Source organism: Streptomyces sp. NPDC029296, assembly GCF_055569255.1.
In genome coordinates this window covers 1-24,567 of record NZ_JBVHXT010000064.1, presented here as the reverse complement: position 1 = coordinate 24,567, position 24,567 = coordinate 1, and the positions used below count along the sequence as shown (strand labels likewise).

The following is a 24,567-nucleotide window of genomic DNA, read 5'->3' as shown; positions in this document are numbered from 1 at the left end:
CCGGAGATAGAAGGGGATGCGCCTCCAGCCTACGTCGGCGCGTCCCCCGCGCTGCCGTCCGGGGCGTCAGCCGCCGAGCGTCTCGCCCTCCGCGATGCGCACCCCGCGGGCCCAGTCGGCGGCGCGCATCGGCTTCTTGCCCTGGGCCTGCACCCAGAGCAGCTCGACGGCGTACGAACCGGTGCCCGCGTGCACGCTGTTCTTGCCCACCGCGAGCCGGCCCGGCGCGAGGTCGGTCCGCTCGGGCACCGGGGCGACCTGGACGAGCTTGAGCCGCTCGCCGCGGAAGGTGGTCCAGGCGCCGGGCGCCGGGGTGCAGCCGCGCACCACCCGGTCCACGCGCAGCGCGGGCGCCGCCCAGTCCACCTGGGCGTCCTCGACCGTGATCTTCGGCGCGAGGGTGATGCCCTCGGCGGGCTGCGGTACGGCCTTCAGGGTGCCGTCCTCGATGCCGTCCATGGTGGCGGCGAGCAGCCCGGCGCCCGCGAAGGCGAGCCGGGTCAGCAGGTCGCCGCTGGTGTCGGTGGGGCGGACCTCCTCGGTGACGGTGCCGTAGACGGGGCCGGAGTCCAGGCCCTCCTCGATGAGGAAGGTGGACGCGCCGGTGATCTCGTCGCCCGCCATGACGGCGTGCTGCACGGGCGCGGCGCCGCGCCAGGCGGGCAGCAGCGAGAAGTGCAGGTTGACCCAGCCGTGGGCGGGGATGTCCAGGGCGGCCCGGGGCAGCAGGGCGCCGTAGGCGACGACCGGGCAGCAGTCCGGGGCGATCTGCCGCAGCCGCTCCAGGAACTCCGGGTCCCGGGGCTTGGCCGGCTTCAGCACCTCGATCCCGGCCTCCTCCGCCCGCTCGGCCACGGGCGAGGCGACCAGCCTGCGCCCGCGCCCGGCCGGTGCGTCGGGGCGCGTGACGACGGCGGCCACCTCGTGCCGCCCGGAGGCGAGCAGGGCGTCGAGTGCGGGAACGGCGACCTCGGGGGTACCGGCGAAGACGAGCTTCATGGGCGGGATCGGGCCTCTCGGGCGGGGGTCGGGCGGGCAGCGCACCAGTCTAGGACCACGGGCGGCGCGCGGGAGGGCGACCGGCGTACGCATATGCCTGTACGCCCCCAGCCCGTGACCAGCGGAGGGCCGGCGCGTTGGTCAAGAAAGAGTTGACCACATCGGGCCCCTTTCGCGGCCCAATTCCTTTCAACGCCGGTTCGAGAGGCTTGTTCATGGCCGACCACGCAACCCACGACGCCCAGGCCCGGGCCAGCCTGCACTTGCTGGTGCGGGACATCGAGCGGGTCCGCCGGCAGGTGGACGCGCTGCGCACGCTCACCGCCCAGTTGGGCAACGTCTACCGCCCGCGCCGCTCCGGCCCCTCCACGGGCTTCGTCGTCTACGGACGCGCCCCCGCCCCGACGGTCCGCCTCGCCCAGGAACTCCGCGACAGTGTCGAGACCCTGGTCACGGCCGCGGTGGACTTCGACCGCTCACTCGGTTTCTCGTGGGACGCGGTGGGCTCGGCGCTCGGGGTCACCAAACAGGCGGTGCACCGCCGGTACGGCGCGCGGCGTGCCGCGGCCCAGGCGGCGGCCGAGACCGAGCGGGCGGCGGAGCCGTCCGGCACCCGCACGATCAACGTGACCACCGGGCTGCCCACCGTGCCGACGGTCCCCGCGGCCCGATCCATGCCCACCCAGCCGACGGCGACCGCCCCGGCCCTGCGCGACGACGCCCGCCCCGCCCCCACCCCCTTCCCCAGCCCCCGCAACGGCTGACCCCACCGCCCCTCCCCCTGCCGTTCCGGAACCCTCCGGGGAGGCGGACGCATGGCGCGGCCGGCGGGGACAGACGCAGGGCCGACGGGGGGCGGCGCTCGGGGCGACGGCCGCCGCGGCCGCGGGGCGTGCGCCCGGGACCCCCGCCCGGCCGCTCAGCCGATGTCCGGCGGGTCGACGCGGACCCGTACCTGTTCGGCGGTGCCGCGGGCCATGCGGGCGGCCTGGGCGGTCTTCAGGGCCGTGGCCAGGGTGGCGCCGCTGCCCGGCGGGACACGGACGAGGGCACGCTCCCAGTGTTCGCCGGGCGGGGGCGCGCCGGGTCTGCGCGGGCGGCCGGGCGGCGGGGGCGGCAGCGGCACGGGGCCCAGCACCTCCGCGTCCGGCGGCAGCTCGACGGCCGCCAGGAACTCCGCGACGGCCGCGGGCGGTCCGGACACGGCGGCCATCCGGGACACCGGCGGGAAACCCAGCTCCGCCCGCTCGGCCAGTTCCCGCACGGCATGTCCGACGGGGTCCCACCGCACGAGCGCCTGCACGGGCCGCAGCGTGGGTTCGGCGACGACGACCACGGTGCCGCCCTCCCCCTGCGGCCGCACCAGCGCGCCGGCCGCGATCCACCGGCGCAGCGCGTCCTCGCCGGCCCGCAGGTCGGGGCGCCCGAGCATGGCCCAGCCGTCCAGGAGCAGGGCCGCCGCGTAGCCGCCCTCGGCCACCGGTTCGGCGCCCGGCGTGCTGACCACGAGCGCGGGCGTGTCCGGCACGGTGTCCAGCACATGCTCGCGCCCCGAGGTGCGCACGGGTACGGCGGGAAAGGCCCGCCCCAGTTCCTCGGCGGTACGGCGTGCGCCGACGATCTGGGCGCGGAGCCGGAAGCCGCCGCACTCCGGGCAGTGCCAGGCGCCCTCCTCGCGCCCGCACCAACCGCACCGCAGCACACCGCCGTCCTGTCCCTCCAGCGGCCCGGAGCAGTGCCGGCACCGGGCGGGCGCCCGGCAGCGGGCACAGGCCATGCGGGGGGTGTAACCGCGCCGGGGCACCTGGACGAGCACCGGCCCGTGCCGCAGCCCCTCGCGCGCCGCCTGCCAGGCGAGGGTGGGCAGCCGGGCGGCGCGGGCGGCCTCGTCGCGCGCGAGGTCCTCGTCGCCGACGGTCCGGACGAGGGGGGCGGACCGGCGCACCTGCTCGCGCCCGGCGACCAGCGGCCGGGCCCAGCCGCTCTCGACCAGCTGGGCGGCCTCCACGGTGCAGCCCCAGCCGCCCAGCAGGAAGGCGCACCGGTCCAGCGCGGCGCGCAGCAGCAGCACATCGCGGGCGTGCGGCTGCGGGGCGTGCGGCTCGCTGTGGCTGTCGTCGCCGTCGTCCCAGACGGCGACGAGCCCGAGGTCCCGCACGGGCGCGAACATCGCCGCCCGGGTCCCGACGACGGCGCGCACGGAGCCGCGCCGCACCGCCAGCCACCGCGCGTACCGCTTCTCGGGACCGGCGTCGGCGGTGAGCAGCGCGTGCCGGCCGGGGCCGAGCAGCGCGGTCAGCGCGGCGTCGACGCGCGCGGCCGCCCGCCCGTCCGGTACGACGACCAGGGCGCCCCGCCCGGAGGCGAGCGTGGCGGCGACGGCCCGGGCCAGTTCCTCGCTCCACAGGGGTCCGGGCAGCGCGTTCCACACGGCCCGGGGTGCCCCGCCGGAGGCCAGCGCGTCGAGGAAGGCGCCCCCGTGCTCGTACCGGGCCCAGGAACCGGCGTCGGGCGCCCCGGGCGGGGGCAGCGGCTCGGGGGAGGGCCGCTGTTCGGCGCGGGCGTTGCGCGGCGGTACGGCCAGTTGCAGCACGTCGGCGAGGCTGCCCGCGTACCGGTCGGCGACGGCCCGGGCGAGGCCGAGCAACTCCTCGCCGAGCACCGGTTCGGGCGAGACGACCTGGGCGAGCGCGGCCAGCGGTCCGGAGTAGTCGGACTCGGCCCGCCGCTCGATCAGGAAGCCGTCGACGAGGCCGCCGCCCTCCCGGCGCCCGTCGCGCACCCGGTGCCGCCCGGCCCCGAACCGCACCCGCACCCGCACCCCGGGCCGGGCCTGGGCGTCCAGCTCGGCGGGCACCGCGTAGTCGAAGTACCGGTCGAGGTGGAGGACGCCCTTGTCGACCAGCACCCGGGCGACGGGCAGCTCCGGCGCGAGCGCGGCCCCTCGCCAGGTCCGCGGCTTGGCCCGCGGCACCTTGGCCTTGCGCACGCTCTCCCGGATCAGCGCGAGCTGCTCCGGCGGCGCCCCTTCGGCCCCGCCGCCCCCCTCACCCCGGCCCGCCCCGTTCTCGCTGCTCACGCCTGCATTCTTACCAAACCCCACCGACAATGCCCGGCCGGCCGGCGCCCGCCGGCCGCCCCCGGAACGCGCCGGGACCCGGCCCCCTGGAAGGGGGCCGGGTCCCGGCGGGTGGGATCGGGGGTTACAGGCCGGCCGCGGCGCGCAGGGCGTCGACGCGGTCGGTGCGCTCCCAGGTGAACTCGGGCAGCTCGCGGCCGAAGTGGCCGTACGCGGCGGTCTGGCCGTAGATCGGGCGGAGCAGGTCGAGGTCGCGGATGATCGCGGCGGGGCGGAGGTCGAAGACCTCGTCGATCGCCTTCTCGATCTTCTCGGGGTCGATCTTGTGGGTGCCGAAGGTCTCCACGAACAGACCGACGGGCTCGGCCTTGCCGATGGCGTAGGCGACCTGGACCTCGCAGCGGGAGGCCAGGTGGGCCGCCACGACGTTCTTGGCGACCCAGCGCATCGCGTACGCGGCCGAGCGGTCCACCTTGGACGGGTCCTTGCCGGAGAAGGCGCCGCCACCGTGACGGGCCATGCCGCCGTACGTGTCGATGATGATCTTGCGGCCGGTCAGGCCGGCGTCGCCCATCGGGCCGCCGATCTCGAAGCGGCCGGTCGGGTTGACCAGCAGACGGTAGCCCTCGGTGTCCAGCTTGATGCCCTCGTCCAGCAGCGCCTTCAGCTCCGGCTCCACGACGAACTCGCGGATGTCGGGAGCGAGCAGCGACTCCAGGTCGATGTCGGAGGCGTGCTGGGAGGAGACCACCACCGTGTCCAGACGGACCGCCTTGTCGCCGTCGTACTCGATGGTGACCTGGGTCTTGCCGTCCGGGCGCAGGTAGGGGATGGTGCCGTTCTTGCGGACCTCGGACAGGCGCTTGGACAGGCGGTGCGCCAGGAAGATCGGCAGCGGCATGAGGGTCGGCGTCTCGTCGGAGGCGTAGCCGAACATCAGGCCCTGGTCGCCCGCGCCCTGCCGGTCCAGCTCGTCGTCGTCGCCCTCGACCCGGGCCTCGTACGCGGCGTCGACACCCTGGGCGATGTCCGGGGACTGCGCGCCGATGGACACCGACACACCGCAGGAGGCGCCGTCGAAGCCCTTCTTGGAGGAGTCGTAGCCGATGTCCAGGATCTTGTTGCGGACGAGGGTCGCGATGTCCGCGTAGGCCTTGGTCGTCACCTCGCCGGCCACGTGCACCAGGCCGGTGGTGATGAGCGTCTCCACGGCGACCCGGGAGGTCGGGTCCTCACGCAGAAGCGCGTCGAGAATGGTGTCGCTGATCTGGTCAGCGATCTTGTCGGGGTGACCCTCGGTCACGGACTCCGAGGTGAACAGGCGACGGGACACAACGCTCCCTGTGGTTGCAGCGGCTGCTGGCTGATCATTTGCGGTCGACGCGGGGCTGCGCCCGGCGTCGACCGTGAACAGTTTATCGGTCGCACTCCGCCGACGGGCCACCCGTCTCGCCTCTCGGGAGCGCTGTGACCTGCGGCACGGGCATTCTGCCCAATGCCGAGCCGCGTTGGCCAGGGTCGCCACGCCCAATTCGATCGTGGCGTGAACATGACGTGCGGGCGCCCGGCCGGCGCCGCGGGTCAGCCCAGTCGCCGGACGACGAGGTCCCAGACGGTGTCGGCGAGGTCCTCCTTGGGGCCGTACGGCACCGGGGTCTCGCTGCCGTCGGCGCCCAGCACCACGGCCTCGTTCTCCTCGGCACCGAAGGTCTTGCGCTCCCCCACCTCGTTGACCACGAGCAGGTCACAGCCCTTGCGGGCGAGCTTGGTGCGGCCGTTGGCGAGGACGTCGTCGGTCTCGGCGGCGAAGCCGACGATCACCTGTCCGGGCCGGGCCCGGTTGGCGGATATCTCCGCGAGGACGTCCGGATTGCGCACGAGGACGATCGGGTCGGGCTCCTGGCCGTCCTTCTTCTTGATCTTCCCGGCGGCATAGGCGGCCGGTCGGAAATCGGCCACGGCGGCGGCCATGACCACGGCGTCGGCGTCGGCCGCGGCCTTCAGGACGGCCTCGCGCAGCTGCACGGCGGTGCCGACCCGGACGACGTCCACGCCCGCCGGGTCGGGCAGCCCGGTGTTGGCCGCGACCAGCGTGACCCGGGCACCGCGGGCCGCGGCGGTGCGGGCGAGGGCGTAGCCCTGCTTGCCGGAGGAGCGGTTGCCGAGGAAGCGGACCGGGTCGAGGGGTTCGCGGGTGCCGCCGGCGGAGACGACGACGTGCCGTCCCTCGAGGTCGGGAGCGGCGGCGCCGCGGGTCAGCACCCGACGGCAGACCTCGAAGATCTCGGCCGGGTCGGGCAGCCGGCCCTTGCCGGTGTCCACGCCGGTGAGGCGGCCGACGGCGGGCTCGACGACGACGGCGCCGCGGCGGCGCAGGGTCGCCACGTTCTCCTGGGTGGCCGGGTGCTCCCACATCTCGGTGTGCATCGCGGGTGCGAAGACCACCGGGCAGCGGGCGGTGAGCAGGGTGTTGGTCAGCAGGTCGTCGGCGAGGCCGTGGGCGGCCTTGGCGAGCATGTCGGCGGTGGCGGGGGCCACCACCACGAGATCGGCGTGCTGGCCGATGCGGACGTGCGGGACCTCGTGGACGTCGTCCCAGACCTCGGTGGAGACCGGGTTGCCGGACAGCGCGGACCAGGTGGCGGCGCCGACGAAGTGCAGCGCGGAGGCGGTGGGCACCACGCGGACGTCGTGGCCCGACTCGGTGAACCTCCTCAGCAGCTCACAGGCCTTGTAGGCGGCGATGCCGCCACTGACCCCCAGGACGACCTTCGGCTTGTCCACCATGGCTCCTCGCATTCGGGAATCTGCACCACCCATGACACACCACAGGCCCGGCAGGAGGACTGCCGGGCCTGTGGATAAGTCAGTCGCAATCTGAAAGTACTACTGCGCCGGGCCGTCGATGGCCTCGGAGGTCAGCAGACCCGCGTTGATCTCGCGCAGGGCGATCGAGAGCGGCTTCTCGTGCACGTGGGTGTCGACGAGCGGACCGACGTACTCAAGGAGGCCTTCACCGAGCTGCGAGTAGTACGCGTTGATCTGGCGCGCGCGCTTGGCCGCGTAGATCACGAGGCTGTACTTCGAGTCGGTCGCCTCGAGGAGCTCGTCGATCGGCGGGTTGATGATGCCCTCGGGCGCGGTGATGGAAGAGGACACGCTCTACCTTCCGATGGATGGAAAAGAATCAGACATCGTGATCACAGTCACGATCACACAACGTCCATCAAGGCTAGCAGCTCGCGGGCCACGTCCTCGACGGAGGTGTTGACCAAGGTCACATCGAACTCCGGCTCGGCCGCCAGCTCGGTCCGCGCCGCCTGCAGGCGACGCTCGACGACCTCGGGCGACTCGGTCCCCCGGCCGGTCAGCCTGCGCACCAGCTCCTCCCAGGAGGGGGGAGCCAGGAACACCAGCTGGGCGTCGGACAGGGACTCGCGGACCTGCCGGGCCCCCTGGAGGTCGATCTCCAGCAGCACGGGCTCGCCGTTCTCCAGCCGCTCCAGCACGGCCGCGCGGGGCGTGCCGTAGCGGTTGCCGGCGAACTCGGCCCACTCCAGCAGCTCGCCGTTGGCGATCAGCTTGTCCATCTCCTCGTCGGTGACGAAGAAGTAGTGGACTCCGTGCTGCTCGCCGGGGCGCGGCTTGCGGGTGGTCGCCGACACCGAGAGCCAGACCTCGGGGTGTTCCTTGCGCATATGGGCGACGACCGTGCTCTTGCCGACCCCCGAGGGGCCGGAGAGCACGGTCAGCCGCGGACGTTCACTCATGCAGCGATTATTCCAGCAATCCCGGGGTGCCCGGGACTCCCGGTCCGCCCGGGAGGCGGACTCAGGAGCCGGTGCTGCCGAACTCACGCTCCAGGGAGGCGATCTGGTTGGAACCGAGACCGCGCACACGGCGGCTCTCGGAGATGCCCAGACGCTCCATGATCTGCTTGGCGCGGACCTTGCCCACGCCCGGCAGGGACTCCAGCAGGGCGGAGACCTTCATCTTGCCGATGACGTCGTTCTCCTGGCCCTGCTTGATGACCTCGTGCAGGGAGGCGCCGGAGTGCTTGAGTCGATTCTTGACCTCGGCCCGCTCCCGGCGAGCCGCGGCGGCCTTTTCGAGCGCGGCTGCGCGCTGTTCAGGGGTAAGGGGCGGAAGAGCCACGCCTACGTCACCTCGGATGTCGAACTGTCGGATACGGACCGGTGAGGAACCTAGTCGCCCCACACCTGGGGACCTGCGAGCAACACGCTGCCCGACCTCCCCCACTGCCTTGAGGGGCACGGGAGGTGTCCCCACTGCCTCGGAGACTAGCGGGCAAGTCCGCCAGAGTCAGCGAGAACAGCGGAAAAGTCCTGGTCAGCCTCCGTCAGGTCTGGCATTTCAGACAAATTGCCCTCGATTTGAGGATGTATTCACACTCAAGTCGGCGTGATCCCGCTCCACCGGGCGCCGGACCCGCGGCTCAGCCCGCGGCGACGGCCTCCCTGATCTGGGCCGCGAACCGCTCGGCCGCCCCGCGCAGCGCGCCGGCGTCGGGGCCGTGCCGCAGCACACCCCGGCTGACGTTGGGCACGACATTGCGGACGGCCGCCCCGAAGACCCGGGGGAGGTCGGCCGGGGTCGCGCCCTGGGCGCCGATGCCGGGGGCGAGCAGCGGGCCGCCCATGTCCAGGTCGTAGGAGGACAGGTCGCCGAGCGTGGCGCCGACGACCGCGCCGAAGGAGCCCAGCGGCTCCTCCCCCGCGTTCTCGGCCGCCAGGTGGGCCAGCATGGTCGCCCCGACGGTGCGGCCGTCGGCGCGCGCCGCGTGCTGCACCTCGCCGCCCTCCGGGTTCGACGTCAGCGCCAGCACGAACAGGCCGGCGCCGCTCTGCCGGGCCAGCGCCACGGCCGGGGAGAGCGAGCCGTAGCCGAGGTACGGCGAGACGGTCAGGGCGTCGGAGAACAGCGGGGCGTCCGGGCGCAGGAACGCCTCGGCGTAGGCGGCCATGGTGGAGCCGATGTCGCCGCGCTTGGCGTCCATGACGACCAGGGCACCGGCCGCGCGCGCCTCCTGGACCGACTTCTCCAGCACGGCGAGGCCGCGCGAGCCGAACCGCTCGAAGAAGGCGCTCTGCGGCTTCAGGACGGCCACCCGGTCGGCCGTGGCCTCGACGACCGTGCGGCTGAACCGCTCCAGGCCGGCGATGTCGTCGGCCAGGCCCCACTCGGCGAGCAGGGAGGCGTGCGGGTCGATGCCGACGCACAGCGGACCGCGCTCGTCCATGGCGCGGCGCAGCCGGGCGCCGAAGGGCTCCAGGGAGGTCATGCGGGCTTCCTCACGTCGGCGCCGACCGCGTCGGCGAGGGTGGCGTACGGGCTGGTGCGCAGGCGGGCGGCGAGGCCCTTGTGGATCGAGCGGCACCAGAAGGGACCCTCGTAGATGAAGGCGCTGTAGCCCTGGACCAGCGTGGCACCGGCCAGGATGCGCTGCCAGGCGTCCTCGGCCGTCTCGATGCCGCCGACGCCCACCAGGGTGATCCGGTCGCCCACGCGCGCGTACAGGCGGCGCAGGACCTCCAGGGAGCGCGCCTTGAGGGGAGCCCCGGACAGGCCGCCGGTCTCCCGCACCAGCGCGGGCGCGGAGCGCAGGCCGAGGCCCTCGCGCGCGATGGTGGTGTTGGTGGCGATGATGCCGTCCAGGCCCAGCTCCACGGCGAGGTCGGCGACGGCGTCGACGTCCTCGTCGGCGAGGTCGGGGGCGATCTTCACCAGCAGCGGGACGCGCCGGTTCGCCACGGTGCGGTCGGCGGCCTCGCGTACGGCGGTGAGCAGCGGACGCAGGTGGTCCACCGCCTGGAGGTCGCGCAGGCCGGGCGTGTTGGGCGAGGAGACGTTGACGACCAGGTAGTCCGCGTACGGCGCGAGCCGCTCGGCGGACTTGACGTAGTCGGCGACGGCCTCCGCCTCGGGGACGACCTTGGTCTTGCCGATGTTGACGCCGACGACGGTCTTGAAGACCGGTTCGCGGGTGGCGAGCCGGGCGGCCACGGCCAGCGAGCCGTCGTTGTTGAAGCCCATGCGGTTGATCAGCGCGCGGTCGGCGACGAGCCGGAACAGCCGCTTCTTGGGGTTGCCGGGCTGGGGCTCCCCCGTCACCGTGCCGATCTCGACGTGGTCGAAGCCCAGCATCGACATCCCGTCGATCGCGACGGCGTTCTTGTCGAAGCCGGCGGCCAGGCCGAACGGGCCGTGCATCCGCAGCCCGAACGCCTCGGTGCGCAGCTCCTTGTGGCGGGGCGCGAGCACGGCGGCGGCGAAGGTGCGCAGCACGGGGATGCGGGCGGCCAGGCGGATCCAGCGGAAGGCCAGGTGGTGGGCCTGCTCCGGGTCCATGCGCCGGAAGACCAACCTGAAAAAGATCTTGTACATGGTGTCCTCGTGAAGAGGGGGACACCGTTTCCGGTGTCCCCCTCGTGGCTGCTAGTCGCGGGCCGCGGTCAGGCGTTCGGCGTGTTCCTGGAGGGAGCGGACGCCCACGTCCCCGTGGTTGAGGGCGTCGATGCCCTGGACGGCCGCCGCGAGGGCCTGGACGGTGGTCAGGCACGGCACGGAGCGGGCCACCGCGGCCGTACGGATGTCGTAGCCGTCGAGGCGGCCGCCGGTGCCGTACGGCGTGTTGACGATGAGGTCGACCTCGCCGTCGTGGATGAGCTGGACGATGGTCCGCTCGCCGTTCGGGCCGGTGCCCTCGGACTGCTTGCGCACGACCGTGGCGTTGATGCCGTTGCGCTTGAGGACCTCGGCGGTGCCGGAGGTGGCGAGCAGCTCGAAGCCGTGGGCGACCAGCTCGCGCGCGGGGAAGATCATCGAGCGCTTGTCGCGGTTGGCGACCGAGATGAACGCGCGGCCCTTGGTGGGCAGCGGCCCGTACGCGCCCGCCTGCGACTTGGCGTACGCCGTGCCGAAGACGGAGTCGATGCCCATGACCTCGCCCGTGGAGCGCATCTCCGGGCCGAGGACGGTGTCGACGCCGCGGCCGTGGATGTCACGGAAGCGCGACCACGGCAGGACGGCCTCCTTGACGGAGATCGGCGCGTCCAGCGGCAGCTCGCCGCCGTCGCCGTTCTTCGGCAGCAGGCCCTCGGCGCGCAGCTCGGCGATGGTCGCGCCCAGCGAGATGCGGGCGGCGGCCTTGGCGAGCGGCACCGCGGTCGCCTTGGAGGTGAAGGGCACCGTGCGGGAGGCGCGCGGGTTGGCCTCCAGGACGTAGAGGATGTCGCCGGCCATCGCGAACTGGATGTTGATCAGGCCGCGCACGCCGACGCCCTTGGCGATGGCCTCGGTGGAGGCGCGCAGCCGCTTGATGTCGAAGCCGCCCAGGGTGATCGGGGGCAGGGCGCACGCGGAGTCGCCGGAGTGGATGCCGGCCTCCTCGATGTGCTCCATCACACCGCCGAGGTACAGCTCCTCGCCGTCGTAGAGCGCGTCGACGTCGATCTCGATGGCGTCGTCCAGGAAGCGGTCGACGAGGACCGGCCGGGAGGGGCTGATCTCGGTCGACTCGGCGATGTAGGAGGCGAGGCGGGTCTCGTCGTAGACGATCTCCATTCCGCGCCCGCCGAGCACGTACGACGGCCGGACCAGGACCGGGTAGCCGATCTCGTCGGCGATGGCCTTGGCCTCCGCGAAGGTGGTGGCCGTGCCGTGCTTGGGGGCCGGCAGGCCCGCCTCGGCGAGGACGCGGCCGAAGGCGCCGCGGTCCTCGGCCGCGTGGATGGCCTCCGGGGGGGTGCCCACGACCGGCACGCCGTTGTCCTTCAGGGCCTGCGACAGGCCCAGCGGGGTCTGGCCGCCGAGCTGGACGATGACGCCCGCGACCGGGCCGGCCTGCTGCTCGGCGTGGACGATCTCCAGCACGTCTTCCAGCGTCAGCGGCTCGAAGTACAGGCGGTCGGAGGTGTCGTAGTCCGTGGAGACGGTCTCCGGGTTGCAGTTGACCATCACCGTCTCGTACCCGGCGTCGGCCAGCGCGAAGGAGGCGTGGACACAGGAGTAGTCGAACTCGATGCCCTGGCCGATGCGGTTGGGGCCGGAGCCGAGGATGATCACGGCCGGCTTCTGCCGGGGGGCGACCTCGCTCTCCTCGTCGTAGGCCGAGTAGAAGTACGGCGTCTTCGCGGCGAACTCGGCGGCGCAGGTGTCGACCGTCTTGTAGACCGGGCGGACGCCGAGGGCGTGCCGGACCTCGCGGACGACGTCCTCGCGCAGGCCGCGGATCTCGCCGATCTGCTGGTCGGAGAAGCCGTGCCGCTTGGCCTCGGCGAGCAGGCCGGCGGTCAGCTCGGGGGCCTCGGCCAGCTCGTCCGCGATCTCCTTGATGAGGAAGAGCTGGTCCACGAACCAGGGGTCGATCTTCGTGTACTCGAAGACCTCCTCGGGCGTGGCGCCGGCGCGGATGGCCTGCATGACGGTGTTGATCCGGCCGTCGGTGGGCCGTACGGCCTCGCGCAGCAGGGTGTCCTTGTCGCCGGGGTCGCCGACGAAGGTGAACTGGCTGCCCTTCTTCTCCAGGGAGCGCAGCGCCTTCTGGAAGGCCTCGGGGAAGTTGCGGCCGATGGCCATGGCCTCGCCGACCGACTTCATGGTGGTGGTCAGCGAGGAGTCGGCCTGCGGGAACTTCTCGAAGGCGAACCGCGGGGCCTTGACGACCACGTAGTCGAGGGTCGGCTCGAAGGAGGCCGGGGTCTCGGCGGTGATGTCGTTCGGGATCTCGTCCAGGGTGTAGCCGACGGCCAGCTTGGCGGCGATCTTGGCGATCGGGAAGCCGGTGGCCTTGGAGGCGAGCGCCGAGGAACGCGACACGCGCGGGTTCATCTCGATGACGATCACGCGGCCGTCCTCGGGGTTGACCGCGAACTGGATGTTGCAGCCGCCGGTGTCGACGCCGACCTCGCGGATCACGGCGATGCCGACGTCGCGCAGGATCTGGTACTCGCGGTCGGTCAGCGTCATCGCGGGCGCGACGGTGATGGAGTCACCGGTGTGCACGCCCATCGGGTCGAAGTTCTCGATGGAGCAGACGACCACGACGTTGTCGTTCTTGTCGCGCATCAGCTCCAGCTCGTACTCCTTCCAGCCGAGGATGGACTCCTCCAGGAGTACCTCGGTGGTCGGGGAGAGCGTGAGGCCCTGGCCGGCGATGCGGCGCAGCTCCTCCTCGTCGTGCGCGAAGCCGGAGCCGGCGCCGCCCATGGTGAAGGACGGGCGGACGACGACCGGGTAGCCGCCGAGGGTCTCGACGCCCTTGAGGACGTCGTCCATGGAGTGGCAGATGACCGAGCGGGCGGACTCGCCGTGGCCGATCTTCTTGCGGACCTCCTCCACGACCACCTTGAACAGGTCGCGGTCCTCGCCCTTGTGGATCGCCTCGGGCTTGGCGCCGATCAGCTCCACGCCGTACTTGGCGAGGACGCCGTTCTCGTGCAGGGAGATGGCGGTGTTCAGGGCCGTCTGGCCGCCCAGGGTGGGGAGCAGGGCGTCCGGGCGCTCCTTGGCGATGATCTTCTCGACGAACTCGGGGGTGATCGGTTCGACGTAGGTGGCGTCGGCGATCTCCGGGTCGGTCATGATCGTCGCCGGGTTGGAGTTGACCAGGATCACGCGCAGGCCCTCGGCCTTGAGCACGCGGCACGCCTGGGTGCCGGAGTAGTCGAACTCGGCGGCCTGGCCGATGACGATCGGGCCGGAGCCGATGACCAGGACGGACTGGATATCGGTGCGCTTAGGCACGCTGGCCCTCCATCAGGGAAACGAAGCGGTCGAACAGGTAGGCGGCGTCGTGCGGTCCGGCTGCCGCTTCGGGGTGGTACTGGACGGAGAAGGCGGGCTGGTCGAGCAGCTGGAGCCCCTCCACGACGTTGTCGTTCAGGCAGACGTGCGAGACCTCGGCGCGGCCGAACCGCGTCTCGCTGACCTTGTCGAGCGGCGCGTCCACGGCGAAGCCGTGGTTGTGCGCGGTGACCTCGACCTTGCCGGTCGTGCGGTCCTGGACCGGCTGGTTGATGCCGCGGTGGCCGTACTTCAGCTTGTAGGTGCCGAAGCCGAGGGCGCGGCCGAGGATCTGGTTGCCGAAGCAGATGCCGAACAGGGGCGTGCCCCGCTCCAGGACGGCGGTCATCAGCGCGACCGGGCCGTCGGCGGTCGCCGGGTCGCCGGGGCCGTTGGAGAAGAACACGCCGTCCGGGCCGACGGCGTAGACGTCGTCGGCGGTGGCGGTGGCGGGCAGGACGTGCACCTCGATGCCGCGCTCGGCCATGCGGTGCGGGGTCATGCCCTTGATGCCGAGGTCGATGGCGGCGACGGTGAAGCGCTTCTCACCGACGGCCGGGACGACGTACGCCTCCTTGGTCGCGACCTCCTCGTAGAGGCTCGCGCCCTTCATGTGCGGCTGGGCCTGCACGCGCGCCAGCAGGTCCGCCTCGGGGGCGACGGCCTCGCCGGAGAAGATCCCGGCCCGCATCGAGCCGCGCTCGCGCAGGTGGCGGGTGAGGGCGCGGGTGTCGATGCCGGAGATGCCGACCACGCCCTGGCGCTCCAGCTCGTCGTCCAGGGAGCGCTTGGCCCGCCAGCTGGACGGCACGCGCGCGGGGTCGCGCACGACGTAGCCGGAGACCCAGATGCGGCCCGACTCGTCGTCCTCGTCGTTCCAGCCGGTGTTGCCGATCTGCGGGGCGGTCGCGACGACGATCTGGCGGTCGTACGACGGGTCGGTGAGGGTCTCCTGGTAGCCGGTCATGCCGGTGGAGAACACGGCCTCGCCGAAGGTCTCCCCCACGGCCCCGTAGGCGCGGCCGCGGAAGGTGCGGCCGTCCTCCAGGACGAGTACGGCGGGAACCCTGGCGGCTCCCCTGGTGGAGGTCGTCATCGTGCGCCTTCCGTGTCGTTGGTCATCTTGTTCAGGGTGTCGGCCCACTCGGCGTGCTCGGCCGAGCGGTCCGAGCGGAATCCGGAGTCGATCAGTTTGTCGCCGTGCCGCCAGGTCACCACCAGCAGTCCGCCCTCGGTGAGGACCTTGCCGGCGATGCCCTTGTCCAGGCGGGCGCCGCGCAGGGCGGCCCGCGGGACGAAGAAGTCGGTGGCGCCGGGGCGCTCGACCTCCAGGCCCGCGTCGGTCAGGGTGAGCTCGGCCCGGCTGCGGGTGCCCAGGCCGTGCGCCACGATCCGGTCCAGCCACTGCCCGGCGGTGGTGGAGCCGTGGTAGCGGCCGCTCATGCTCAGTGTGGCCGGGCCGGTCTCCTCGGGCGCGGCGGGCAGCGGCGGCAGGCCCGCCTGGAGGGTGCCGCGCCACTTCCAGCCCTCGCGCATCAGCCAGTAGACCAGCGCGATGAACAGGGCCAGGCCGACGAGCCAGCCGATCCGGGCCCCCCAGTCGGTGACCTCGGCCGATTTCTTGGCCTCGGCCAGCAGGATTACAGGTGTCACGTGAGCTTCCCGTCGACGAGCGTGGCCTTGCCCCGCAGCCACGTGTGCGTCACACGGCCCGGCAGCTCGCGGCCCTCGTAGGGGGTGTTGCGGCTGCGCGAGGCGAAGCCCGCGGGGTCCACCCGGCCACGGTATGCCGTGTCGATGAGGGTGAGGTTGGCGGGCTCACCAGCCGAGACGGGGCGGCCGTGCCCGGTGGCCTGGCCGATCCGGGCCGGGTTGACGGACATGCGGTCGGCGACGCCGGCCCAGTCCAGCAGGCCCGTGTCCACCATGGTCTCCTGGACCACCGACAACGCGGTCTCCAGGCCCACCATGCCCATGGCGGCGGCGGCCCACTCGCAGTCCTTGTCCTCGTGCGGGTGCGGGGCGTGGTCGGTGGCGACGATGTCGATCGTGCCGTCGGCGAGCGCCTCGCGCAGGGCCATGACGTCGCGCTCGGTGCGCAGCGGCGGGTTGACCTTGTAGACGGGGTTGTAGGTGCGCACCAGCTCGTCGGTGAGGAGGAGGTGGTGCGGGGTGACCTCGGCGGTGACCCGGATGCCGCGGGACTTGGCCCAGCGGACGATCTCGACGCTGCCGGCGGTCGACAGGTGGCAGATGTGGACGCGGGAGCCGACGTGCTCGGCGAGCAGCACGTCCCGGGCGATGATCGACTCCTCGGCGACGGCCGGCCAGCCGCCCAGGCCCAGCTCGGCGGAGACGACGCCCTCGTTCATCTGGGCGCCCTCGGTCAGCCGCGGCTCCTGCGCGTGCTGGGCGACGACGCCGCCGAAGGCCTTCACGTACTCCAGCGCGCGGCGCATGATCACCGCGTCGTCCACGCACTTGCCGTCGTCGGAGAAGACGGTGACCCCGGCGGCGGACTCGTGCATGGCGCCCAGCTCGGCGAGCTTCCTGCCCTCCAGGCCGACGGTGACGGCGCCGATGGGCCGGACGTCGCAGTAGCCGTGCTCACGGCCGAGCCGCCACACCTGCTCGACGACGCCGGCGGTGTCGGCGACCGGGAAGGTGTTGGCCATGGCGAACACCGCGGTGTAGCCGCCGCTCGCCGCCGCGCGGGTGCCGGTCAGCACGGTCTCGGAGTCCTCGCGGCCCGGCTCGCGCAGGTGGGTGTGCAGGTCGACCAGGCCCGGCAGCAGCACCTTGCCGCCGGCCTCGACCACCTCGGCGCCCTCGGCGGCGAGGCCCGTGCCCACCTCGGCGATGGTCTCGCCGTCGATCAGCACGTCCTGCGGCTCGCCGCCGAGCACCTTCGCACCACGGATCAGGATCTTGCTCATGGTCTTACTTCTCCTCGGTACGAGAGTGGGTGACGGCGGGCTCGTTGCCACCGAGCAGCAGGTAGAGGACGGCCATCCGGATGGAGACGCCGTTGGCGACCTGCTCGACGGCGGTGCAGCGGCCGGAGTCGGCGACCTCGGCGGTGATCTCCATGCCCCGGACCATCGGGCCGGGGTGCATCACGATGGCGTGCTCCGGCAGCCTGGCCATGCGGTCGCCGTCGAGGCCGTAGCGCCGGGAGTACTCGCGCTCGGTGGGGAAGAAGGCCGCGTTCATGCGCTCGCGCTGGACGCGGAGCATCATCACGGCGTCGCACTTGGGCAGCGTGCTGTCGAGGTCGTAGGAGACCGCGCACGGCCAGGAGTCGACGCCGACCGGGACCAGGGTGGGCGGGGCGACCAGGGTGACCTCGGCGCCGAGGGTGTGCAGCAGGTCCACGTTGGAGCGGGCGACCCGGCTGTGCAGGACGTCGCCGACGATGGTGATCCGCTTGCCGGACAGGTCCTGGCCGAGACCGGCGTCGCGGCCGACCAGCCGGCGGCGCAGGGTGAAGGCGTCCAGCAGGGCCTGGGTGGGGTGCTGGTGGGTACCGTCGCCGGCGTTGATGACGGCCGCGTCGATCCAGCCGGAGTTGGCGAGCCGGTAGGGGGCCCCGGAGGCGCCGTGCCGGATGACCACGGCGTCGACCCCCATGGCCTCCAGGGTCTGGGCGGTGTCCTTCAGGGACTCGCCCTTGGACACCGAGGAGCCCTTGGCGGAGAAGTTGATGACGTCCGCGGAGAGCCGCTTCTCGGCGGCCTCGAAGGAGATACGCGTCCGCGTGGAGTCCTCGAAGAAGAGGTTGACGACCGTCCGGCCGCGCAGGGTCGGCAGCTTCTTGATCGGCCGGTCGCCGACCCGGGCCATCTCCTCGGCGGTGTCGAGGATCAGGACGGCGTCGTCGCGGGTGAGATCGGCGGCCGAGATGAGATGACGCTGCATCTGACAGGCTCCGTAAGGCAGTTCATTCGGGAGATTTCGGGCAGGCAGGCGCACGCGGGGGCACGCCGGAGCGGCCGTACGCCTGGTGCGCTACCGAGCGTCCGGCTTCGCACCGAGCAGCACGGTGTCGCGACCGTCCTCCTCGGCGAGCTGGACCTTGACCGTCTCCCGCAGCGACGTGGGGAGGTTCTTGCCGACGTAGTCGGCGCGGATCGGCAGTTCGCGGTGGCCGCGGTCGACCAGGACCGCGAGCTGCACCGCGCGGGGGCGCCCGATGTCGTTCAGGGCGTCCAGGGCGGCGCGGATGGTGCGGCCGGAGAAGAGCACGTCGTCCACGAGGACGACCAGCCTGCCGTCGATGCCGTCACCGGGGATCTCGGTGCGGGCCAGCGCACGCGGCGGGTGCATGCGCAGGTCGTCGCGGTACATGGTGATGTCGAGGGAGCCGACCGGGATCGCGCGGTCGGTGATCTGCGCCAGCTTGTCGGCGAGCCGCCGGGCGAGGAAGACGCCCCGGGTCGGAATGCCGAGGAGCACCACGTCGTCGGCACCCTTGGCGCGTTCGACGATCTCGTGGGCGATACGGGTCAGCACCCGCGCGATGTCGGGGCCTTCGAGCACGGGCCGGGCATCGGACGCTTGCGGGTGCACGGGCATGTCGTGCGTGTCCATACGAAACGGACCTCCTTCTCCGCCTCACGGGACGGACCTTAAAGGACGTCGGAATTGCGCCATCCACCGTAGCAGGTCGTCCGGAGGTCTTCCGTCACCCCCTTGGCCTAATCCACCGCCGCTACCACGGAAGCATCGGTGTGGACCATTCGGCTTGACGCAGGAGAGTCACGCTGCGTAACCTCACAGTGAGTTACCAGCCGCGCGGCGGGAAGACAGTCCGGTCGCGTCGACACAGTGTCCGGGGAGCTATATGTCCAGCGAATACGCCAAACAGCTCGGGGCCAAGCTCCGGGCCATCCGCACCCAGCAGGGCCTTTCCCTCCACGGTGTCGAGGAGAAGTCCCAGGGTCGCTGGAAGGCCGTGGTGGTGGGTTCGTACGAGCGCGGCGACCGTGCCGTGACCGTGCAGCGCCTCGCCGAGCTGGCCGATTTCTATGGCGTTCCGGTGCAGGAGCTCCTGCCGGGCACCACGCCGGGCGGCGCCGCCGAGCCGCCGCCGAAGCTGGTCCTGGACCTGGAGCGGCTCGCCACGGTGCCGGCCGAGAAGGCGGGCCCCCTGCAGCGCTACGCGGCGACGATCCAGTCCCAGCGCGGTGACTACAACGGCAAGGTGCTCTCCATCCGCCAGGACGATCTGCGCACACTCGCCGTCATCTACGACCAGTCGCCCTCGGTCCTCACCGAGCAGCTGATCAGCTGGGGCGTGCTGGACGCGGACGCGCGGCGCGCGGTGGCCACGCACGAAGAGGCGTAACCCACCAGCCATACATAAGCAGAAACGTGCCGCCGGGGTGGCCGGAACCATACGGTTCCGGCCACCCCGGCGGCGTTTTCCCGACCGTTCGGGTCGGTGCGGGCGCGGGGCGACCGCCCGGAACGCCGAGGGCCCGGGGCGGGCGCCCGCGCCGAAAGGGGCGCGGGGACCACGTGAGCGGCCGGGAGCGGCCCTGAGGCCGTCCGGCCGCCGCGGTCCCGCGGCGCCCCTTGTCGCTGTCGGCTAAGCGCGACGCAGCGTCGGCTTGAGTTCCTTCAGCCGGCCCAGCAGGCCGTTGACGAAGGACGGCGACTCGTCGGTGGAGAACTCCTTCGCCAGCTGCACCATCTCGTCCAGGACGACGGCGTCCGGGGTCTCGTCGACCCAGATCAGCTCGTACGCGCCCAGCCGCAGGATGTTGCGGTCCACGACCGGCATCCGGTCGAGCGTCCACCCCACCGCGTACTGGGCGATCAGCTCGTCGATCCGGTGCGCGTACTCGGCGTAGCCCTCGACCAGCTGCATCGTGTACTCGCTGACCGGCGGCTGCCGGGTGTCGGACCGGGAGAGCCGGACCCAGTCCGCGAGGACCGTCAGGACGTCGGCGTCGCGCTGGTCGCCCTCGAAGAGGATCTGGAAGGCGCGCTTGCGGGCCGTGTTGCGGGCAGCCACGGTTAGCTGTTCACCCGGCCGAGGTAGTCGCTGGTGCGGGTGTCGACCTTGATCTTCTCACCGGTGGTGATGAAGAGCGGGACCTGGATCTGGTGGCCGGTCTCCAGGGTGGCGGGCTTGGTGCCACCGGTGGAGCGGTCGCCCTGGACGCCCGGCTCGGTCTCCGAGACGGTCAGCTCGACGGCGGCCGGCAGCTCGACGAAGAGCACCTCGCCCTCGTGCTGGGCGACGGTGGCGGTGAAGCCCTCGATGAGGAAGTTGGCGGCGTCGCCGACGGCCTTGCGGTCGACCATCAGCTGGTCGTAGGTCTCCATGTCCATGAAGACGAAGTAGTCGCCGTCCATGTACGAGAACTGCATGTCGCGCTTGTCGACAGTGGCCGTCTCGACCTTGACGCCGGCGTTGAAGGTCTTGTCCACGACCTTGCCGGAGAGCACGTTCTTGAGCTTGGTGCGCACGAAGGCCGGGCCCTTGCCGGGCTTGACGTGCTGGAACTCGACGACGGACCAGAGCTGGCCGCCTTCGAGCTTGAGCACCAGGCCGTTCTTGAGGTCGTTCGTGGAAGCCACGGTTGCGGAATCTCCTGGACTGACGTACGACCCCGGGTCACGCGCTACAGCGCGAGCAGCTCCTTGGTCGTGATGGTGAGTAGCTCGGGTCCGCCGTCCGCCTCGGGGCGCACGACGAGCGTGTCATCGATCCGGACTCCGCCCCGGCCCGGGAGGTGGACCCCCGGTTCGACGGTGACCGGCACGCAAGCGTCCAGTTTACCCATGGCCGAGGGGGCGAGCTGCGGGTCCTCCTCGATTTCGAGCCCCACACCGTGCCCGGTCATCGGTGGCAGCGCTTCCGCATAGCCCGCCGAGTCCAGCACCTGGCGTGCCGCGCGGTCGACATCGCGGCAGGCTGCTCCGGGTGCGAGGAACTCCCGGCCGGCTCTCTGGGCGGCGAAGACGAGGTCGTACAGCTCGATCTGCCAGTCGGCGGGCGAGGTGCCGATGACGAAGGTGCGGCCGATCTCGCAGCGGTAGCCGCGGTAGGTGGCGCCCAGGCAGACGGAGAGGAAGTCGCCCTCCTCCACCCGCCGGTCGGTGGGGCGGTGGCCGCGCCGGCCCGCGTGCGGCCCGGTCGCCACCGAGGTGGGGAAGGCCGGGCCGTCGGCCCCGTGGTCGACCAGGCGCCGCTCCAGCTCCAGCGCGAGGTGCCGTTCGGTGCGGCCGACCAGGATGGACTCCAGCAGCTCACCGAGGGCCTGGTCGGTGATCTCGGCGCCGATGCGGAGGCAGGAGATCTCCTCCTCGTCCTTGACCACCCTCAGCTGCTCGACCGCGCCGCCCAGGTCGGCGAGGCGGAGGGCCGGGGCGACCGAGGCGAGGGCGCGGTGGCGGGCCACGGTGAGGTGGTGTTCCTCGACGGCCAGGGAGTCGGCCCCCTGGCCCACGGCGAGGCCGGCCGCCGCCACGCCGGTGTCGCCGCCGCCCGCCGGGAGGACGTGCAGGCGCAGGTGCTCGTCCGGCCTGCCTTCGCAGGGCCGGTCGTCCGGCGGGCCGGCGCACACCAGGAGGTCCTCGCGCCTGCCGAGCAGCAGGACGGAGCCCTGCGGGGCCGCGGCGGCGAGGTAGCGGACGTTGGCCGGGCGGGTGACGAGCGCCGCCCCGATGCCGGCCGCGTTGACGTGGTCCCTCAGCCGGGATCGGCGGTTCGCGTACACCTCTGACATGAGATGAGCGTAGGAGTTTTGTCTGAGTTGTGCCGATTGGGAGGGGCCGAGTGGGGTTGTCCCGCCTACCAGCTCGGCGGACTCGCTATCGCCCGCGCCAGGACCTCGTCCAGTACGCGGGCCGTCCCGGGGACGTCCAGCTGGGAGTTGTCGATGATCGGGAGGCCCGAGCCGTACCAGCCGGCCATGCGGCCGTGGATGCGGGCCACCTCCTCGTCGGTGAGGCGGCGGTTGCCGGTGCGTTCGGCGTTGCGCTCCAGGACGATGTCCAGGCCCGGGAGCAGGACCACCGGGAGCAGGCCGGGGCCCACGTGCCGCTTCCAGCCGCCGAGGCCGACGATCGGGCGGTCCGGGAAGACGGCGTCGTCCAGGATGCAGGAGATGCCGTTGGCCAGGAAGTTCCGGGCGGCGAAGCCGCAGGTGCGGCGGGCCAGCCGGTACTGGGCCTCCGCGTTCTCGCTCCAGCCGGACTGGGGGTCGGCGAAGCCGGAGCGGACCCATTCGCGTACGTCGTCCAGGCTGATGTGGGCCGTGGGCACGCGCCGGTGGTCCGCCCAGTACCTGGCGACGCTGGTCTTGCCCGCGCCGGCCGGGCCGATGAGGAGGACGGCGAGGGTGGCGGCCGTCGGGTCCGGGGCCGGGGCGGGCGGTGCCGCGGGGGTGCCGACCGGGCCGCCGGGCGGCAGCGGCACGTGCCCGGTGGCGTCGGGGGCCGGCGGTGCCGCGGGGTGCCGCGCGGGCGGCGGGCCCGCGGGGGCCGGGGGCCGCGGCGGGGCCGGACTCTGTCGCGGCGCGGGAGCCGGAGGGGAGGCCGGAGGCCGCGGCGGGGCCGGCGGGACGGCTCCCGGCGGGGCCGGGAAGCCCGGGGGCGGCGGGGGCGCGGGCTGCCGGGAGGCTCCCGGGGGCGGGCCCTGGGGGTGGGCGGCCGACAGGTGAGGAACCGCCTGGTGGGGCGCCGGCCGGTAGGAAGCCGATGCCCAGCCGGCGTGCGGCCCCTGCCCCGGCTGGTGGGGCGGCGGCAGCGGAGAACCCACTGCGTGCTGCATCCGTTGCCACTCCGTCTCGTACAGGCACTGTGCTGCCGGCGGCGGGGGCGCGCCCCGACCGCCTACCGAACGGTACCGTCCCCGGCCGTCGTCCGGTGAAACGGCCGGGGGCGGTCCGAAGTGCCCGGCCCGGGAAGGGAATCGGACGGGAGGGAGCAGTCCGGGACCTACTGCCCGACCTCGCCGTACGCGGCGAGGAGGACGGCCGGGTCCGGGCCCTCCAGGACGGTCGGCCTGGCCAGGCCGTCCAGGACGATGAAGCGGAGCAGGTCGCCGCGGGACTTCTTGTCGACCTTCATCGTCTCCAGCAGCTTGGGCCACTGGTCGTAGCGGTAGTGCAGCGGCAGGCCGACGGCCTCCAGGATGGTGCGGTGCCGGTCGGCGGTCGCGTCGTCCAGGCGGCCCGCCAGGCGGCCGAGTTCGGCGGCGAAGTGCATGCCGACCGAGACCGCGGCGCCGTGCCGCCACTTGTACCGCTCGTTCTTCTCGATCGCGTGGCCGAGCGTGTGGCCGTAGTTGAGGATCTCCCGCAGCCCGGACTCCTTCAGGTCCGCGGAGACCACCTCGGCCTTGACCCGGATGGACCGCTCGATCAGCTCGGCGGCGTGCGGGCCGGCCGGGGTGCGGGCGGCCTCGGGGTCGGCCTCGATCAGGTCCAGGATCACCGGGTCGGCGATGAACCCCGCTTTGATGACCTCGGCCAGACCGGAGACGTAGTCGTGCACCGGCAGCGAGTCCAGCGCCGCCAGGTCGCACAGCACACCGGCCGGCGGGTGGAAGGCGCCGACCAGGTTCTTGCCCTCGGCGGTGTTGATGCCGGTCTTGCCGCCGACCGCCGCGTCCACCATCGCCAGCACCGTGGTGGGGATCGCCACCCAGCGCACCCCGCGCAGCCAGGTCGCCGCGACGAACCCGGCCAGGTCCGTGGTGGAGCCGCCGCCGACGCCGACGATGACGTCGGTGCGGGTGAAGCCGCACTGGCCCAGCGCCTTCCAGCAGTAGGCGGCGACCTCGGCGGTCTTGGCCTCCTCCGCGTTCGGCACCTGGACGGCGACCGCCTCGTAGCCCTGCGCGGCCAGGTCGGCGCGCAACGCCTCGCCGGTCTCGGCGAGGGCCTCGGGGTGGATCACCGCGACCCGCTTGGCCCGCTCGCCGATCAGTCCGGCCAGCTCGCCCAGCAACTGCCGGCCGACCAGCACCTCGTACGCGTCCGTGCCGGCCGTGGCCCCGACCTGGATCCGGGTGACTGCCTCGCTCATCGCTGCTTCAACTCCAGTGCCTCCAGCACGCTCTGCGTGACCTCTTCGGGGGTGCGGCCGTCCGTCGCCACCACCGCGGCGGCGACCTCCTCGTACAGGTGCCGGCGCGCTTCCATCAGCTCGCGCCACTGCTTGCGCGGGTTGACCGCGAGCAGCGGGCGGGCCACGTTCAGACCGGTGCGGTGGACGGCCTCCTCGACCTCCATCGAGAGGTAGACCACCCGGTGCCCGGCCAGCAGCGCCCGCGTCCCGGGGTCGAGGACGGCCCCGCCGCCGAGCGCCACGACCCCGTCGTGCTCGGCGAGGGCCGCCCGCACCGCCGCCTTCTCCAGCGCGCGGAAGGCGCTCTCGCCCTCGTCCACGAAGATCTCGGCGATGGTGCGGCCCTCGGCGGCCACGATGTCGTCGTCGGTGTCCCGGTAGCCCACGCCGAGGTGCTCGGCGAGCATCCGGCCCACCGTGGACTTGCCCACCCCCATCGGGCCGACCAGGACGATCGCCGGCACGGCGCTCACCTGATCGCCAGCCCGTCGAGGTAGGAGCGCACGTTGCGGCGGGTCTCGGTGACGCTGTCCCCGCCGAACTTCTCCGCCACCGCGTCCGCCAGCACCAGCGCGACCATGGCCTCGGCCACGATCCCG

General features: G+C 72.7%; 23 protein-coding genes and 1 pseudogene. 2 read left to right on the top strand and 22 right to left on the bottom strand.

The features are described from left to right. Positions 1 to 66 precede the first annotated feature (66 nt). Positions 67 to 999, bottom strand: coding sequence for a methionyl-tRNA formyltransferase (fmt, locus tag ACZ4W9_RS37410; RefSeq protein WP_467943584.1), 933 nt, complete (start codon positions 997 to 999; stop codon positions 67 to 69). A gap of 215 nt (positions 1,000 to 1,214) precedes the next feature. On the opposite strand from fmt, the gene ACZ4W9_RS37405 reads away from it, so the two are divergent. Beyond that, positions 1,215 to 1,763 carry a hypothetical protein gene (locus tag ACZ4W9_RS37405; protein ID WP_467943582.1) on the top strand — a complete coding sequence of 183 codons (549 nt, stop codon included), beginning with the start codon at positions 1,215 to 1,217 and terminating at the stop codon, positions 1,761 to 1,763. Between the two features lie 155 nt (positions 1,764 to 1,918). Here the strand turns inward: ACZ4W9_RS37405 and ACZ4W9_RS37400 are convergent, their stop codons facing one another. The 14 genes from ACZ4W9_RS37400 to pyrR all read right to left on the bottom strand — a co-directional run bounded on the left by ACZ4W9_RS37400 (position 1,919) and on the right by pyrR (position 18,457). Then, the gene (locus ACZ4W9_RS37400) at positions 1,919 to 4,078 is read right to left on the bottom strand and encodes a primosomal protein N' (protein WP_467943580.1); all 2,160 of its coding nucleotides are present in this window, start codon (positions 4,076 to 4,078) and stop codon (positions 1,919 to 1,921) included. Between the two features lie 124 nt (positions 4,079 to 4,202). After that, positions 4,203 to 5,411: a methionine adenosyltransferase gene (metK, locus tag ACZ4W9_RS37395; protein WP_467943578.1), complete on the bottom strand. Its 1,209-nt coding sequence runs from the start codon at positions 5,409 to 5,411 to the stop codon at positions 4,203 to 4,205. A gap of 248 nt (positions 5,412 to 5,659) precedes the next feature. Beyond that, positions 5,660 to 6,862, bottom strand: coding sequence for a bifunctional phosphopantothenoylcysteine decarboxylase/phosphopantothenate--cysteine ligase CoaBC (gene coaBC / locus ACZ4W9_RS37390; protein WP_467943611.1), 1,203 nt, complete (start codon positions 6,860 to 6,862; stop codon positions 5,660 to 5,662). A 102-nt stretch (positions 6,863 to 6,964) separates the two neighbouring features. After that, the gene (gene rpoZ, locus ACZ4W9_RS37385; RefSeq protein WP_329015842.1) at positions 6,965 to 7,237 is read right to left on the bottom strand and encodes a DNA-directed RNA polymerase subunit omega; all 273 of its coding nucleotides are present in this window, start codon (positions 7,235 to 7,237) and stop codon (positions 6,965 to 6,967) included. Between the two features lie 53 nt (positions 7,238 to 7,290). Then, positions 7,291 to 7,848 (bottom strand): guanylate kinase, encoded by a 558-nt coding sequence (gene gmk, locus ACZ4W9_RS37380; protein WP_467943575.1) that lies wholly within the window; start codon positions 7,846 to 7,848, stop codon positions 7,291 to 7,293. Between the two features lie 61 nt (positions 7,849 to 7,909). Beyond that, positions 7,910 to 8,233 carry an integration host factor gene (locus ACZ4W9_RS37375; RefSeq protein WP_003977346.1) on the bottom strand — a complete coding sequence of 108 codons (324 nt, stop codon included), beginning with the start codon at positions 8,231 to 8,233 and terminating at the stop codon, positions 7,910 to 7,912. Between the two features lie 301 nt (positions 8,234 to 8,534). Continuing rightward, positions 8,535 to 9,380: an orotidine-5'-phosphate decarboxylase gene (gene pyrF / locus ACZ4W9_RS37370; RefSeq protein ID WP_467943573.1), complete on the bottom strand. Its 846-nt coding sequence runs from the start codon at positions 9,378 to 9,380 to the stop codon at positions 8,535 to 8,537. Then, positions 9,377 to 10,483: a quinone-dependent dihydroorotate dehydrogenase gene (locus tag ACZ4W9_RS37365; protein WP_467943571.1), complete on the bottom strand. Its 1,107-nt coding sequence runs from the start codon at positions 10,481 to 10,483 to the stop codon at positions 9,377 to 9,379. Before ACZ4W9_RS37365 ends, pyrF begins: the two co-directional genes overlap by 4 nt. Positions 10,484 to 10,534: 51 nt before the next feature. After that, a complete protein-coding gene (gene carB, locus ACZ4W9_RS37360; protein ID WP_467943569.1) occupies positions 10,535 to 13,843 on the bottom strand; it encodes a carbamoyl-phosphate synthase large subunit in 3,309 nt (1,102 codons plus the stop codon). Continuing rightward, positions 13,836 to 14,978 carry a glutamine-hydrolyzing carbamoyl-phosphate synthase small subunit gene (gene carA / locus ACZ4W9_RS37355; protein WP_467943567.1) on the bottom strand — a complete coding sequence of 381 codons (1,143 nt, stop codon included), beginning with the start codon at positions 14,976 to 14,978 and terminating at the stop codon, positions 13,836 to 13,838. Before carA ends, carB begins: the two co-directional genes overlap by 8 nt. Further along, positions 14,975 to 15,535 (bottom strand): PH-like domain-containing protein, encoded by a 561-nt coding sequence (locus tag ACZ4W9_RS37350; RefSeq protein WP_467943563.1) that lies wholly within the window; start codon positions 15,533 to 15,535, stop codon positions 14,975 to 14,977. The genes carA and ACZ4W9_RS37350 overlap by 4 nt, the downstream gene beginning before the upstream one ends. After that, positions 15,532 to 16,818 (bottom strand): dihydroorotase, encoded by a 1,287-nt coding sequence (locus ACZ4W9_RS37345; protein WP_467943561.1) that lies wholly within the window; start codon positions 16,816 to 16,818, stop codon positions 15,532 to 15,534. The genes ACZ4W9_RS37350 and ACZ4W9_RS37345 overlap by 4 nt, the downstream gene beginning before the upstream one ends. 4 nt (positions 16,819 to 16,822) lie before the next feature. Further along, a complete protein-coding gene (locus ACZ4W9_RS37340) occupies positions 16,823 to 17,800 on the bottom strand; it encodes an aspartate carbamoyltransferase catalytic subunit (RefSeq protein ID WP_467943558.1) in 978 nt (325 codons plus the stop codon). Positions 17,801 to 17,890: 90 nt separating this feature from the next. Then, a complete protein-coding gene (pyrR, locus tag ACZ4W9_RS37335; protein WP_467943609.1) occupies positions 17,891 to 18,457 on the bottom strand; it encodes a bifunctional pyr operon transcriptional regulator/uracil phosphoribosyltransferase PyrR in 567 nt (188 codons plus the stop codon). Between the two features lie 268 nt (positions 18,458 to 18,725). Here pyrR and bldD point away from each other — a divergent pair, with 268 nt between their 5' ends. After that, on the top strand, positions 18,726 to 19,229 hold the full coding sequence (gene bldD / locus ACZ4W9_RS37330; RefSeq protein ID WP_014671524.1) for a transcriptional regulator BldD: 504 nt from the start codon (positions 18,726 to 18,728) through the stop codon (positions 19,227 to 19,229). Between the two features lie 243 nt (positions 19,230 to 19,472). On the opposite strand, the gene nusB is transcribed toward bldD, so the two are convergent. The 7 genes and pseudogenes from nusB to ACZ4W9_RS37295 all read right to left on the bottom strand — a co-directional run. Further along, entirely contained in the window at positions 19,473 to 19,901 is a 429-nt protein-coding gene (nusB, locus tag ACZ4W9_RS37325) for a transcription antitermination factor NusB (RefSeq protein ID WP_467943556.1), read from the bottom strand. A gap of 2 nt (positions 19,902 to 19,903) precedes the next feature. Beyond that, complete coding sequence (gene efp, locus ACZ4W9_RS37320; protein WP_467943554.1) at positions 19,904 to 20,470, bottom strand: elongation factor P; 567 nt, start codon at positions 20,468 to 20,470, stop codon at positions 19,904 to 19,906. Between the two features lie 44 nt (positions 20,471 to 20,514). Further along, the gene (locus tag ACZ4W9_RS37315; RefSeq protein ID WP_467943552.1) at positions 20,515 to 21,621 is read right to left on the bottom strand and encodes an aminopeptidase P family protein; all 1,107 of its coding nucleotides are present in this window, start codon (positions 21,619 to 21,621) and stop codon (positions 20,515 to 20,517) included. 65 nt (positions 21,622 to 21,686) lie between these two features. Further along, on the bottom strand, positions 21,687 to 22,667 hold the full coding sequence (locus tag ACZ4W9_RS37310) for an AAA family ATPase (protein WP_467943550.1): 981 nt from the start codon (positions 22,665 to 22,667) through the stop codon (positions 21,687 to 21,689). Positions 22,668 to 22,834: 167 nt separating this feature from the next. Continuing rightward, on the bottom strand, positions 22,835 to 23,926 hold the full coding sequence (aroB, locus tag ACZ4W9_RS37305) for a 3-dehydroquinate synthase (RefSeq protein ID WP_467943548.1): 1,092 nt from the start codon (positions 23,924 to 23,926) through the stop codon (positions 22,835 to 22,837). After that, entirely contained in the window at positions 23,923 to 24,405 is a 483-nt protein-coding gene (locus ACZ4W9_RS37300; protein ID WP_467943607.1) for a shikimate kinase, read from the bottom strand. The genes aroB and ACZ4W9_RS37300 overlap by 4 nt, the downstream gene beginning before the upstream one ends. 32 nt (positions 24,406 to 24,437) lie before the next feature. Beyond that, positions 24,438 to 24,567: pseudogene (locus ACZ4W9_RS37295) on the bottom strand (chorismate synthase); the annotation flags it as partial.

Coding starts and splice junctions, on each gene's coding strand:
- ACZ4W9_RS37315 (WP_467943552.1), bottom strand. CDS start 21,621: ATGTCAGAGGTGTACGCGAACCGCCGATCCCGGCTGAGGGACCACGTC.
- pyrR (WP_467943609.1), bottom strand. CDS start 18,457: ATGCCCGTGCACCCGCAAGCGTCCGATGCCCGGCCCGTGCTCGAAGGC.
- ACZ4W9_RS37340 (WP_467943558.1), bottom strand. CDS start 17,800: ATGCAGCGTCATCTCATCTCGGCCGCCGATCTCACCCGCGACGACGCC.
- ACZ4W9_RS37365 (WP_467943571.1), bottom strand. CDS start 10,483: ATGTACAAGATCTTTTTCAGGTTGGTCTTCCGGCGCATGGACCCGGAG.
- ACZ4W9_RS37405 (WP_467943582.1), top strand. CDS start 1,215: ATGGCCGACCACGCAACCCACGACGCCCAGGCCCGGGCCAGCCTGCAC.
- gmk (WP_467943575.1), bottom strand. CDS start 7,848: ATGAGTGAACGTCCGCGGCTGACCGTGCTCTCCGGCCCCTCGGGGGTC.
- pyrF (WP_467943573.1), bottom strand. CDS start 9,380: ATGACCTCCCTGGAGCCCTTCGGCGCCCGGCTGCGCCGCGCCATGGAC.
- carA (WP_467943567.1), bottom strand. CDS start 14,978: ATGACGACCTCCACCAGGGGAGCCGCCAGGGTTCCCGCCGTACTCGTC.
- bldD (WP_014671524.1), top strand. CDS start 18,726: ATGTCCAGCGAATACGCCAAACAGCTCGGGGCCAAGCTCCGGGCCATC.
- ACZ4W9_RS37345 (WP_467943561.1), bottom strand. CDS start 16,818: ATGAGCAAGATCCTGATCCGTGGTGCGAAGGTGCTCGGCGGCGAGCCG.
- aroB (WP_467943548.1), bottom strand. CDS start 23,926: ATGAGCGAGGCAGTCACCCGGATCCAGGTCGGGGCCACGGCCGGCACG.
- fmt (WP_467943584.1), bottom strand. CDS start 999: ATGAAGCTCGTCTTCGCCGGTACCCCCGAGGTCGCCGTTCCCGCACTC.
- ACZ4W9_RS37300 (WP_467943607.1), bottom strand. CDS start 24,405: ATGGGGGTGGGCAAGTCCACGGTGGGCCGGATGCTCGCCGAGCACCTC.
- ACZ4W9_RS37310 (WP_467943550.1), bottom strand. CDS start 22,667: ATGCAGCACGCAGTGGGTTCTCCGCTGCCGCCGCCCCACCAGCCGGGG.